A 12,761-nucleotide genomic window follows, 5' to 3' on the forward strand; every position below is an offset into this window, starting at 1 on the left:
GGGGAAGAAAGATGCAATATGGGTTTACCTCCGGAAGCTGTGCCGCAGCCGCAGCAAAGGCAGCAGTCTATATGCTGCTGAGTGGAAGAAGAAAAACAGAGATTACCATTGAGACACCAAAGGGAATTCCCTACCATGCAACGGTGGAGCATATCGAAATTCAGGAAACAGAAGTTTCCTGCGCGGTACAGAAGGACGGAGGGGATGACCCGGATGTGACAACGGGGGCATGGATTTATGCAACGGTGAGCATTTGTGAAGAAAATAACAATCAGATAGAAATAGATGGCGGCATCGGTGTTGGCAGGGTTACGCGGCCGGGATTAGACCAGCCGGTAGGAAATGCCGCAATTAATACGGTACCACGGCAGATGATTGTAAAAGAAGTATCAGAGGTCTGCCATCTGTTTGATTTTCAGGGCGGAATCAAAGTCGTAATTTCAGTGCCGGAAGGAGAAAATCTTGCGGCGCAGACTTTTAATCCGAGACTTGGAATAAAGGGCGGAATCTCGATACTTGGAACCAGCGGGATTGTGGAGCCTATGAGTGATAAGGCATTACTAGATACCATAGCAGTGGAATTGAAACAGAAGCGGGCAGAAGGTCATTCTATTGTTGCCATATCACCGGGCAACTACGGATTGGAATTTATGAAACGGACCTATGGTTATGATTTGGAGCGCAGTGTAAAATGCAGCAACTTTATCGGACAGACCATTGACATGGTAAAAGAACTTGGATTTTCCAAAATGCTCTTAACCGGTCATATCGGAAAGCTGATAAAGGTATCCGGCGGCATTATGAACACCCATTCCAAAGAGGCAGACTGCCGGATGGAGCTTCTGGCGGCGGCAGCAATCCGGGCGGGCGCAGAAGTGACACTGCTTCGGGAAATATTAGACTGCATTGGTACAGAGGATGCGGTAGAACGGATTCGAAAAGCCGGACTTTTAGAACCTGCCATGGAATATGTCATGGAAAAAATTGAAGACCATCTTAAGCATCGTGCCGGGGATGGACTGGAAATAGAATGTATGGTTTATAGTAATGATATCGGACTTTTAGGTGTAACGCCGGGAGCAGAGGCATTATTAAAAGAACTGTTGGAGGAAAAGCAATGATTCATTTTGTTGGAGCAGGGTGCGGAGCACCGGATTTGATTACTGTAAGAGGAATGCATCTTTTGGAAAAAGCGGATGTGATTATCTATGCCGGTTCACTGGTAAATCCCAAGCTTTTAGACTATGCCAAAGCAGACTGTCAGGTATATAACAGTGCAGTGATGACCTTGGAAGAAGTCCTTGCAGTTATGGTGGAGGCAGAGCAGGAAGGAAAAGATGTGGTGCGGCTGCATACCGGAGAACCAAGCATATATGGAGCGGTGCAGGAGCAGATGAAGGAACTGGATGCAAGAAAGATAGCCTATGATTCCACACCGGGAGTAAGTGCCTGTTTTGGAGCAGCGGCAGCCATGAATCTGGAGTATACCCTGCCGGATATTTCCCAGTCCCTTATCATTACCAGAATGGAAGGCCGGACTGCAGTTCCGGAGAAAGAAAGCATCGAGGCATTTGCAGCCCATCAGTGTTCCATGGCAATTTATTTAAGTGCCGGAATGTTGGAAAAGTTATCCGAGCGTCTGATAAAGGGCGGCTATTCAAAGGATACCACTGCGGCACTGGCTTATAAGGTAAGCTGGCCGGAGGAAGAAATATATATCTGCACGGTAGAAACATTGGCACAGACAGCGGCAGAACATGGAATTACCAAAACGGCACTGGTTCTCGTTGGAGATGTCATTAACAAGAGCGGATACAGCAAATCCAGACTGTATGCAGAAGATTTCTCTACAGAATTCCGGGCAGCAAAAAAATCATAAGAAGGCGGAAAGAAAATGCAGTCATTGAAATGGAGTGTCATCAGCTTTACCGAAAAGGGAGCAGAGCTTGCCGAAAAGATAAAAAGACTTTCCAAAGAGCAGCAGCTTCCCTGTGAAATTCATACTTATCATGGAAGAAAACAGGTGGAAAATCTGAATGCGTGGACAAAGGAGCAGTTTTCTTTAAGAAATGTAATCCTTTTTATCGGAGCATGCGGAATTGCAGTACGGACAATTGCCCCATTTCTTAAGGACAAGCTGACAGACAGTCCGGTGCTGGTACTGGATGAGGCAGGCAATTATGTAATTCCTCTTTTATCCGGGCATGTAGGAGGTGCAAATGAGATAGCACTGCAGCTGGCAGAGTTATTAGGAGCAGTTCCGGTAATTACCACAGCGACCGACATTAATAATGCCTTTGCCATAGATGTATTCGCCCAAAAGCATGACCTTTCCATTGATAAAAAAGAAGGCATTAAGAAGGTTTCTGCAAAGGTGCTGGAAAAAAAGAAGCTTTCCATGACAATCGCTCCGGAATATGCTGCCAAAGTGGATGTGGCAATCGGCACACCAGAGGATGGGCAGAAGCCGGAACCATTATTGACCTTAATCCCCAAAGAATATATTCTTGGAATCGGATGCAGAAGGAATAAAGAAGAACAGGAACTTAAGGCATTTGCAGAAAGCTGTTTAAAGGAAGCCGGAGTAGACTGGAAACAGATACGGACGATTGCTTCAATTGATAAAAAGAAGGATGAGAAGGCAATTCTAAAACTTGCGGCAGAACATGGCATTCCATTTCTTGTCTTTGACGCAGAGACCTTAAGCCGGGTGCCCGGGACATTTGATACATCGGCATTCGTGGAAAGTCAGGTGGGCGTAGACAATGTCTGCGAGCGGGCAGCCATGGCAGCCTGCCGGGATAATGGAAGGCTGGTGCTTCAGAAAAAAGCGGAAAATGGAATGACACTGGCAATAGCAAAAGAAGATTGGAGACTGACTTTATATGAAGAATAAAATATGGATTGTTGGAATGGGACCGGGAAATGAAGAGATGATGACAGGCAGAGCCATCGAAGTATTAGAACAGGTGGACGTAATCATCGGATATACCGTATACCTTGATTTGTTAGGAGAACGTTTTCAAGACAAGGAATTTCTTTCCACGCCGATGCGGCAGGAAGAAAAACGCTGCAGAATGTGTTTTGAGGAAGCAGAAAAAGGCAAAAGCGTGGCAATGGTATGCAGCGGCGATGCCGGTGTCTATGGAATGGCATCACTGATGTATGAGATCGGAAAAGAATATCCGGCGATTTCACTGGAAGTGATACCGGGAATTACCGCAGCCAACAGCGGAGCAGCGGTTCTTGGAGCACCATTAAATCATGACTACTGTGTAATCAGTCTCAGTGACCTTATGACACCATGGGAGTTAATTGAAAAGAGGCTGATTATGGCGGCACGGGGAGATTTTGCTATTGCACTTTATAATCCATCCAGCCGGAAGCGGGCAGACTATTTGGAAAGAGCATGCAAAATTCTGCTTCAGGAGATAGAACCGGAGCGCGCATGCGGTTATGTGGAAAATATCGGAAGAGACGGAGAAAGCACAGTTACCTGTACTTTAGAAGAATTACAGAGTAAAACAGTAAATATGTTTACTACCGTTTTTGTTGGAAATTCCAGAACCAGAATTCAGGATGGAAAATTAATCACACCAAGAGGCTATAAGATAGAGCAATGAAAAAAATAATCATTTTTTCAGGAACAACAGAAGGAAGAAAATTATCGGAGCTGATGGCGGCAGCAGGCATAGCCCACACTGTATCGGTGGCAACCGATTATGGAAAGCTGGTCATGAAAGAGCATCCAGAGGTGAAGATTCAGGAAGGACGCCTTTCCAAAGAAGCTATGTCAGAATATCTAAGGAAAGAATCCTTTGACCTTGTAATCGATGCCACTCATCCCTATGCGGTGGAAGTGACCAGAACCATAAAAAGCTGCGTTGTCGGAATGAAAGAGGATGGACTTGAGGTCACTTACTTACGGCTGAAACGGAGCATCCATGCGTCAGAAGAAGCAGGACTTCGTTTCTTTGACAGCAATGAGGCCTGTGCAGAAGCATTAAAGGAAATCAAGGGAAACATTCTTCTTACTACAGGAAGCAAGGAACTTTCCGTATATACCGAATCGGAAGAAGTAAAAAAACGTCTTTATGTCCGGGTACTGCCGGGGCTGGAAAGTCTTGAAATCTGCCGGAGGGAAGGAATTCTGCCACAACAGATTCTGGCACTGCAGGGACCTTTTTCTGAAGAATTCAATGATGCACTGATTCATCAGTACGGGATAAAATGTATGGTAACAAAGCAGGGCGGCATTACCGGAGGCTTTTTAGAAAAAAAAGAAGCAGCTTTAAAAAATCATATCCCGCTTTTGGTCATTCGTCGGGAGGCAGCAGAGGAAGACGGACTTTCCTTTGATGCAGTCTGTGAGAAAATCGAAACATTAACAGGGGTAAACCTTTCCTTAAGACCGGCGGAGCTTATGATTACGCTGGCAGGAATCGGACCGGGGGATGCAGATATGATGACCGTCCGGTTAAAGGAAGCATTGGCAGAAGCGGACCTTGTATTAGGTGCGAAACGTCTGATAGAGGCGGTGACACCGAAGCTTGAAAAAGAGGCACTTTATCTGCCGGATAAAATCCTTACATGGCTTCAGGAAAAGAGCAGACAGTATGCGGTGCATGAAAAACTGAAGGTAGTCATCCTTTTTTCCGGGGATATTGGTTTTTATAGTGGCTGGAGCAAGGTAAGAATCTGTCTGCAGGAAGCGCTGCAAAAGGGCATACTTCATGGAACCTTGCAAAGCATTCCGGGCATTTCTTCCATTCAGATGATGGCAGCAGCCTGTGGCGTAAGCTGGGAAAATGCCGGAATTTACAGTATACATGGCAAAACAGATACGGATGGCTGGCAGGCAGAAGTGCTGCACAGGCTGCATGAAAATGGGCAGCTGTTTCTTTTGGTATCCGGAGCAGAAGACATCAGGAAATTAGGAGCACTTTTTTCGGATAAAGAGAATTGCAGAATTACAGTGGGGTACCAGTTATCTTATCCGCAGCAGAAGCTGATGGTGCTTACACCGGAAGCATGCAGGGAGATAGAACAGGAAGGATTGTATGTTGTCATGATAGAGAAGGAAGAACAGAAAGCGAATGAAGAATGTGCGGAGCAGGGAAAGCGCAGGGAACAGGAAGCGCAGGAAGAGCCGGCAACTTTGTCACCGGGAATCCCGGATGAAGCCTTTATTCGTGGGAAAGTTCCAATGACCAAAGGGGAAGTGCGTCAGGTCAGCCTTTGCAGCCTGCGGCTTCAGAAAGATTCGGTGCTTTATGATATTGGAAGCGGAACGGGTTCGATTGCTGTGGAAGCAGCCCATTTATCCAAAGGAATCAAAGTCTATGCCATTGAAAAGAAAGAAGAGGCGCTAGCACTTCTGGCACAGAATAAAGAGAAGTTTCAGGTAGCAAATATGGAGATTATCCGGGGAATGGCACCGGAGGCATGCAATGGATTAGAGGAGCCAACCCATGTTTTCATCGGGGGAAGCGGTGGACATTTGATGGAAATTTTAGAAGTACTGGCAGCAAAAAAGAGAAGAATAAGAGTTGTAATGAATGCTATAAGTCTTGAGACGGTGGCAGAATTCAAGCAGGTGAAAGAGCGTTTTCCGGTCTGTGGTTTTGAACTGATTCAGATGCAGGTCAGCCGTTATCATGAGCTTGGCTCTTATTATATGCCAAAGGCGGAAAATCCGGTTATGATATGTTCCTTTGATTTGCAGGGAGGAGAAGCGGATGCAGAAGCGTAAAGGAGTAGTTCTTGCAGCACCCAAAAGCGGCAGTGGAAAGACATTGATTACCTGTGCGTTAATCGAAGCCTTGAAAGAAGCAGGAGTCAATGTCTGTGCATTTAAATGCGGACCGGATTATATAGACCCGATGTTTCACCGGACGATTTTAGGTGTGCCGGGCGGAAATCTGGATACATATTTTACCGGCGAAACAAAGACAAAAGAGATATTTATGGAAGAGACACCGGAAGATGCATTTGCAGTGGTAGAGGGTGTCATGGGGCTTTATGACGGACTTGGCGGAATTTTAGAAGAAGGTTCCACCTATCACCTGGCAAATTCTGTTTCCCTGCCGGTGATTCTGGTAATTGATGCACATGGCATGGGAAGAACGATACTTCCACTGATACAGGGACTTTTATCCTATGACAAAGCCGGAATCATAAAGGGCGTGATACTAAACCGGGTCAGCAAAATGTTCTATGCGTCATTAAAAGAGTTAATCGAAACCAAATTATCCATAGAAGTGCTGGGCTGTTTTACCGAACAGAAGGAGCTTCATCTGGAGAGCCGCCACTTAGGCTTAAAACTTCCAGAAGAAAAGCGTGATTTAAAAGAACAGGTATGCCGCGGGGCAGACAGCTTAAAAGAAACGGTATCGATAGAGCGGATTTTAGCAATTGGGGGAGCCGGAGAAAAGGATGCGGCAGCCCCAAAAGTTGATAGTCACGAAAACAAAGTGACATATCAGAGAGCAGATATCTATGAAAATGATATGGTATTCCAGAGAGCAGATATCAAAAAAAATGACACCCATGAAAGTAAACTCCGCCTTGCCATCGCAAGAGATGAGGCATTTTGTTTTTATTATCAGGAGAACCTGAAACTGCTTTCAAAAAGGGGCTTTGAGCTGGTGCCGTTTTCTCCCCTGCATGATAAGAAATTGCCGGAGCATATCAGCGGATTACTGTTAGGAGGGGGATATCCGGAACTTTTTGCAAAGGAATTATCCGAAAATGACAGCATGAAGACAGCCATCCGGGAAGCCATCCGGGGCGGACTTCCGTCACTGGCAGAATGTGGGGGTTTTCTTTATCTTCATAAATCACTGAAGGATATGGAAGGCAGACAATATTCCATGGCGGGCGTAATTGATGCAGATGCAGATTACCGGGGAAAGCTGGTGCGTTTTGGCTATGTGGAGCTTACCGAGAAAGAGAGCTGTTTCCTGCCGGAAAAAGAAGGAATCCGGGGACACGAATTCCATTATTTTGACAGTACGGAAAATGGAACGGACTGCGTGGCAAAGAAACCGACCGGAAACAGAAGCTGGGAGTGTGTCTGGGAAGGAGAAAATCACTGGTGGGGATTTCCTCATCTTTATTATCCGTCCAACCCTTCTTTTGTGGAGCATTTCTATCAGCAGGCAGGATTGTATCAACAATCGAAATTGAAGCAAAAAGATAAATAGAAGTAAAAGATAATTTAAAATAAGAGGAAGACAGATGCAGAAAGAAAAAGCACAGAGCGGAATTTTATATGGAATCGGAGTAGGTCCGGGGGAGCCGGAGCTTTTGACCCATAAAGCGGTTCAGGTGATAGAATGCTGCGATACCATAGTAGTGCCGTCCGAACCGATAGAAGAGTGTAATGCTTTTCAGATTGTAGAAAAACTGGTGCCGGACATCCGGAAACATCAGCTTGTGGCATGGAATTTTCCCATGACCAGAGATGAGAAAAAGTTAGAAGAAGCCCATGATAAGATATGCGAAAATATAGAAGCATATCTTGCAAGGGGAGAAAAGGTTGCCTTTTTAACGCTGGGGGATCCGGCAATTTATTCCACCTATACTTATCTTTCACAGAAAATCGAAGAGCATGGTGGCCATACGGAAATGGTCAGCGGTGTACCGTCTTTTTGTGCAGTGGCAGCAAGACTTGGCATTTCGCTGGGAGAAAAGGAAGAGCAGATTCATATTATTCCCGGTTCCTATGAGATAGAAGAATCGAGACAATTTTCCGGCACCAGAATCTATATGAAGTCCGGAAGGAAGCTGAAGCAGTTAAAAGAAATGCTGCAAAAGGAAAGCACTATCCGTCCGTTAGAAGTGTATAGTGTTTCTGATTGTGGAAAAGAGGAAGAAAAAGTCTTTTCCGGTGTGGATAACATACCGGAAAACAGCGGATATTTTACCATCGTGATTGTAAAGACCAAAGATGAGCCGGTGCATAACAGCAGCCGCTTTTTTGAGAATCGTGCATGCGCTTATTATCCCTGCCATAGGGACATTGAGCAGATTAACTGTATGTTCTGCTACTGCCCGATGTATGAAATGGAGCATTGTCCGGGAACACCGGAGTACAAAGAGACAAATGGCAGAAAACTTAAGATTTGTACCAACTGCACATATCCCCATCAGGCAGAACATTATGATGCCATTATGAAGGTACTGACCCATCGGCTGAAAGGCTAGAGAACTTTTTAAGGGTGAAGATTGTTGAGGCGGGGTGAACTATGGCTTGTGAAAAAATAAAAAGTGTGTTAGTATAGTAGCGATTTCATAGAAAGATAACCGGTGCCTGCAATGAAATTCATTCATATGCAGGGTAAAAGGGAAACAGGTGTAAATCCTGTACGAACTCGTCACTGTAAGAAGGGAGTAACGTAGTCAGGCTTTTAAAAGCGCCACTGATGCACAGACATTGGGAAGGTGATTACGGAGCGTTAATCTTTGAGTCAGGAAACCTGCCGTTTATCTGGTACGGGAAGAGATTCCGGGTCACGAGTAATTGGCTGTACTGTTTGATAACAAGGGAAATCCGTAAAGCGTATTTCCTGTAGTTAGTATGTCATTTACTTCGTTCATAGCAATATGGAACGGAGTTTTTTCATGTGTAAGTGAAACCAGAACATGAGAAAAGGAGAAAAAAATGAAAAAGAAAGCATTGACTGTAGTTCTTACACTTACTATGGCTGCAACCATGTTTGCGGGATGTGGTGATAAGAAAACAACAGGGACAACTGAAACAACAGAAGCTGTTTCGACAGAAGATGAAAAGGATGATCAGGCAAAAGCAGATGAAGTAGCAGCATTGATTGATGCAATTTATGTGCAGGAAAGAACTGATGAGACAGATGCACAGTGTAAGGCAGCAAAAGAAGCATGGGATGCACTGACAGATGCTCAGAAGGAACTGGTATCCGGAGAAAATGCAGACCCGGATTACTTTGGAAGAGATACCGGAGATGCATCAAAGGATGATCCTTTAAATCAGGATGATATTGGAGAAAATGAGCTTTTGGTAGTAAGCTTTGGTACATCCTTTAATGACAGCCGCGCAACAGATATCGGCGGCATTGAAAAAGCATTACAGGAAGCAAATCCTGACTGGTCTGTAAGAAGAGCATTTACAGCACAGATTATTATTAACCATATACAGGCCCGTGATGACGAAAAAATCGATAACATGGATCAGGCATTAGAGCGTGCGGTAGACAATGGCGTTAAGAATCTTGTGGTACAGCCGACCCACTTAATGCATGGTGCAGAATATGATGAACTGGTAGAAGCAATTGAGAAGTATCAGGATAAATTCGAAACAGTCCGTATCGCAGAACCTCTGTTAGGTGAAGTTGGAAGCGACGCAACTGTAATCAACGAAGATAAAGCTGCCGTTGCAGAAGCAATTACATCAGAAGCAGTTAAGGCTGCAGGATATGACAGCATGGATGCAGCAGCAGAAGATGGAACAGCATTTGTATTTATGGGACATGGTACTTCCCATACTGCAAATGTAACATATGACCAGATGCAGACCCAGTTAGAGAAACTGAATTATAAAAATGCATTTGTTGGAACCGTAGAAGGTGAACCGGAAGATACCGCATGTGAAGCAGTTATTGAAAAAGTAAAAGAAGCAGGATACAAAAAAGTAATTCTTCGTCCGTTAATGGTTGTTGCCGGAGACCACGCAAACAACGATATGGCTGGAGATGATGAAGATTCCTGGAAGAGCCAGTTTGAAGCATCCAAAGCATTTGACAGTGTAGATACACAGATTGAAGGTCTTGGAAGAATTAAAGCAGTCCAGGATATTTATGTAGCACATACAAAGGCTGCTTTAGAGGCAGAGCCACTTGCAACAGCAGGTGGTTCCAATTCCTCTGCAACCTTAGAGGATGGAACTTATACCGTAGACTTCAACACAGACAGCACAATGTTTCACGTAAATGAAGCAAAAGAAGGCAAGGCAGAACTTACGGTAAAGGATGGAAAAATGACAGCACATATCACGCTTCCATCTAAGAACATTGTAAATTTATTTGCTGGAACAGCAGCAGATGCACAGAAGGATGGAGCCAAGCTTCTTGAGCCGACTACAGATACAGTAGAATACAGTGATGGAACCAGCGAAGAAGTATACGGCTTTGATGTTCCGGTTCCTGCAGTGGATGAAGACTTTGACCTTGCATTAATTGGAACAAAGGGAAAATGGTACGACCACAAAGTATCTGTTTCTAATCCTGAAAAAAAAAATTAGCTGATGGCTCTTATGAGGCAGAAGTAACTTTAGAGGGCGGAACCGGAAGAGCAACGGTGGATTCACCGGCGAAGGTTGTGATAAAAGATGGAAAAATCACTGCAACCGTTGTGTGGAGCAGTCCAAACTATGATTACATGTTAGTAGATGGAACGAAGTATCTGAATGAGAACAAGGGTGGAAATTCCACCTTTACGATTCCGGTATCCGGCTTTGACTGTGACATTGCAGTAGTGGGTGATACTGTTGCAATGAGCACACCTCATGAAATTGAATATACATTGAATTTTAAACTGGTAAAATAAAATGCAGAAAAAACAAATTATGATAGTAAGCGTTATCTGTATACTTCTTCTGACTCTTTGTGCCTGTGGTACAAAGAAGCAGGAGAAAAAAGCAGATACCGTAGATTTTAGTTCTCTCAGCAGGACCGGGAGTATGGAATTAAATTATGCAACACAGTATAGTGTTGATGAATATGGCGGGTACAAAATGATTACGATCGTGGATGGCGGTCGTTTTTTGCTTATTCCGGAGGGAGCGGCAGTGCCGCTGAATATACCGGAGGATGTTACAGTTTTACAGCAGCCGCTGGATAAAACATATCTGGTATCCACTTCTGTCATGGATTTAGTAAGACAGATTGATGCCATGTCAGATATCCGGCTTTCCGGAACGAAGGAAGATGGCTGGTATGTAGAAGAAGCCAGGCAGGCAATGGAGGAAGGAGACATTTTATATGCAGGAAAATACAGTACTCCGGACTATGAGCTCATTCTGGATGAAGGCTGCAATCTGGCAATTGAAAATACAATGATTTATCATAACCCGGAAGTAAAAGAAAAGTTGGAAGAACTTGGAATCCCTGTACTTGTGGAGCGTTCCAGCTATGAATCACACCCATTGGGCAGACTGGAATGGATCCGTTTATATGGAGTATTATTTGATAAAGAGGAAGAAGCAGATTCTTTCTATGAAGCAGAATTAGAAAAATTAGAGCCGATTATGAAGAAAGAAAGCTGCAATGTAACAGTAGCATTTTTCAGTGTGACAGCAAACGGAACAATCAGTGTGCGGAAATCAAATGATTATGTAGCGCAGATGATTGCTCTTTCCGGTGGAACCTATGTGCCGGAACAACTGGCGGGCGAAGAAGAAAATGCACTTTCCACAATGAACATACAGATGGAGGATTTCTATGCAGATGCAAAGAATGCCGATATCTTAATATATAACAGTACAATTGAAGGCGAAATCAGTACGCTGGAGGAATTGAAGCAGAAGAATGCACTGTTTGCAGATTTTCAGGCAGTACAGGATGGAAATGTCTATTGTACCACAAATAATTTCTTCCAGAAATCCACGGCAATCGGAGATTTTATGGAAGATCTGAATAAAATATTTCAGAATACAGATACAGAAGAAGCAGGATATTTAAAGAAGCTGAGGTAAAAGAAAATGAAGCGGTATGCAGTCTCTTTTATAACAATTATTATATTGCTGGTGGGATTAATTTTCTGGAATATTGGTTCTGGAAGTATTTCGATTTCATGGGATGAACTTTGGAATATTTTACTGAAACAGACAGAAGAAGGCACCGCTTATCATATTATCTGGGATATCAGACTGCCACGGATTCTTGCTGCTGTCATGCTGGGGGGAGCATTGTCCATTTCCGGATTTTTACTGCAGACCTTTTTTGGAAATCCAATTGCAGGTCCGTATGTGCTTGGAATTTCTTCCGGTGCCAAACTTATGGTAGCACTGGCAATGATTTATCTTCTGGGAAGGGGAATTACAATCAGTTCTTTTGGAATGGTAGCAGCAGCCTTTGCCGGCTCACTTCTGGCAATGGGATTTGTACTTTTAATTTCCATGAAGGTACATAGAATGTCTCTTCTGATTGTATGCGGAATTCTAATCGGATATATCTGCTCGGCAATTACAGACATCTGTGTTACTTTTGCAGATGATTCGAATATCGTAAATTTGCACAACTGGTCCCAGGGCAGCTTCTCCGGAATGAACTGGTCGAATATCCTGATGATATTTATCCTGACCTTGCTGTCCTTTCTTGCGGCAATGTTTCTTGCAAAGCCGATTGGTGCGTATCAGATGGGAGAGACTTATGCCAGAAATATGGGTGTTAATATAACGGTGCTCCGGGTAAGCCTGATTCTGTTATCCAGCTTATTGTCGGCTTGTGTAACAGCGTTTGCAGGGCCGATTTCCTTTGTAGGAATTGCGGTGCCACATCTGATAAAATCTGCCACAGGAACAGCAAAACCACTGGTGCTGATACCGGGCTGCTTTCTGGGGGGAGCGGTAGTGACACTGTTTTGTGATGGAATCGCAAGAACACTCTTTGCACCGACAGAAGTAAGTATCAGTACCGTTACAGCGGTCTTTTTGGTTCCGGTGGTAATTGTAATGATGCTGCGCAGACAGGAGGAGCGGGGATGACAAAACAGATAGCAGGAAAAAA

10 protein-coding genes, 1 pseudogene and 1 riboswitch are annotated in these 12,761 nt (G+C 44.2%); all 11 genes and pseudogenes read left to right on the plus strand.

Annotated elements, in window-relative coordinates:
* The first annotated feature begins 11 nt into the window (after positions 1–11).
* Positions 12–1,121, plus strand: coding sequence for a cobalt-precorrin-5B (C(1))-methyltransferase CbiD (cbiD, locus tag DV740_RS10575; RefSeq protein WP_118088054.1), 1,110 nt, complete (start codon positions 12–14; stop codon positions 1,119–1,121).
* Entirely contained in the window at positions 1,118–1,879 is a 762-nt protein-coding gene (cobM, locus tag DV740_RS10580) for a precorrin-4 C(11)-methyltransferase (RefSeq protein WP_118088055.1), read from the plus strand. Before cbiD ends, cobM begins: the two co-directional genes overlap by 4 nt.
* 15 nt (positions 1,880–1,894) lie before the next feature.
* The gene (locus tag DV740_RS10585; RefSeq protein ID WP_242994297.1) at positions 1,895–2,896 is read left to right on the plus strand and encodes a cobalt-precorrin 5A hydrolase; all 1,002 of its coding nucleotides are present in this window, start codon (positions 1,895–1,897) and stop codon (positions 2,894–2,896) included.
* Entirely contained in the window at positions 2,886–3,623 is a 738-nt protein-coding gene (gene cobJ, locus DV740_RS10590) for a precorrin-3B C(17)-methyltransferase (protein WP_118088056.1), read from the plus strand. Before DV740_RS10585 ends, cobJ begins: the two co-directional genes overlap by 11 nt.
* Entirely contained in the window at positions 3,620–5,752 is a 2,133-nt protein-coding gene (cobK, locus tag DV740_RS10595; RefSeq protein WP_118057648.1) for a precorrin-6A reductase, read from the plus strand. Before cobJ ends, cobK begins: the two co-directional genes overlap by 4 nt.
* Positions 5,739–7,205: a cobyrinate a,c-diamide synthase gene (locus tag DV740_RS10600; RefSeq protein WP_118057649.1), complete on the plus strand. Its 1,467-nt coding sequence runs from the start codon at positions 5,739–5,741 to the stop codon at positions 7,203–7,205. The genes cobK and DV740_RS10600 overlap by 14 nt, the downstream gene beginning before the upstream one ends.
* Positions 7,206–7,239: 34 nt before the next feature.
* The gene (cobI, locus tag DV740_RS10605; protein ID WP_118083005.1) at positions 7,240–8,208 is read left to right on the plus strand and encodes a precorrin-2 C(20)-methyltransferase; all 969 of its coding nucleotides are present in this window, start codon (positions 7,240–7,242) and stop codon (positions 8,206–8,208) included.
* 83 nt (positions 8,209–8,291) lie between these two features.
* A riboswitch (cobalamin riboswitch) is annotated at positions 8,292–8,502 on the plus strand.
* A gap of 163 nt (positions 8,503–8,665) precedes the next feature.
* Positions 8,666–9,868: pseudogene (locus tag DV740_RS10610) on the plus strand (sirohydrochlorin cobaltochelatase); the annotation flags it as partial.
* Positions 9,869–10,332: 464 nt separating this feature from the next.
* Positions 10,333–10,581 carry a hypothetical protein gene (locus DV740_RS10615; protein WP_022244140.1) on the plus strand — a complete coding sequence of 83 codons (249 nt, stop codon included), beginning with the start codon at positions 10,333–10,335 and terminating at the stop codon, positions 10,579–10,581.
* A gap of 1 nt (position 10,582) precedes the next feature.
* Complete coding sequence (locus DV740_RS10620) at positions 10,583–11,728, plus strand: ABC transporter substrate-binding protein (RefSeq protein ID WP_118057651.1); 1,146 nt, start codon at positions 10,583–10,585, stop codon at positions 11,726–11,728.
* A 6-nt stretch (positions 11,729–11,734) separates the two neighbouring features.
* Entirely contained in the window at positions 11,735–12,739 is a 1,005-nt protein-coding gene (locus DV740_RS10625) for a FecCD family ABC transporter permease (protein ID WP_022244138.1), read from the plus strand.
* Positions 12,740–12,761 lie beyond the last annotated feature (22 nt).

Origin of the sequence: Roseburia sp. AF02-12 (genome assembly GCF_003461765.1) — a bacterium.
GTDB classification, from domain to species: Bacteria; Bacillota; Clostridia; order Lachnospirales; family Lachnospiraceae; genus Roseburia_C; species Roseburia_C amylophila.

Excerpts from the sequence above, each read along its gene's own strand:
- cbiD (WP_118088054.1), top strand. The coding sequence starts at position 12 with ATGCAATATGGGTTTACCTCCGGAAGCTGTGCCGCAGCCGCAGCAAAG.
- cobM (WP_118088055.1), top strand. The coding sequence starts at position 1,118 with ATGATTCATTTTGTTGGAGCAGGGTGCGGAGCACCGGATTTGATTACT.
- DV740_RS10585 (WP_242994297.1), top strand. The coding sequence starts at position 1,895 with ATGCAGTCATTGAAATGGAGTGTCATCAGCTTTACCGAAAAGGGAGCA.
- cobJ (WP_118088056.1), top strand. The coding sequence starts at position 2,886 with ATGAAGAATAAAATATGGATTGTTGGAATGGGACCGGGAAATGAAGAG.
- cobK (WP_118057648.1), top strand. The coding sequence starts at position 3,620 with ATGAAAAAAATAATCATTTTTTCAGGAACAACAGAAGGAAGAAAATTA.
- DV740_RS10600 (WP_118057649.1), top strand. The coding sequence starts at position 5,739 with ATGCAGAAGCGTAAAGGAGTAGTTCTTGCAGCACCCAAAAGCGGCAGT.
- cobI (WP_118083005.1), top strand. The coding sequence starts at position 7,240 with ATGCAGAAAGAAAAAGCACAGAGCGGAATTTTATATGGAATCGGAGTA.
- DV740_RS10620 (WP_118057651.1), top strand. The coding sequence starts at position 10,583 with ATGCAGAAAAAACAAATTATGATAGTAAGCGTTATCTGTATACTTCTT.
- DV740_RS10625 (WP_022244138.1), top strand. The coding sequence starts at position 11,735 with ATGAAGCGGTATGCAGTCTCTTTTATAACAATTATTATATTGCTGGTG.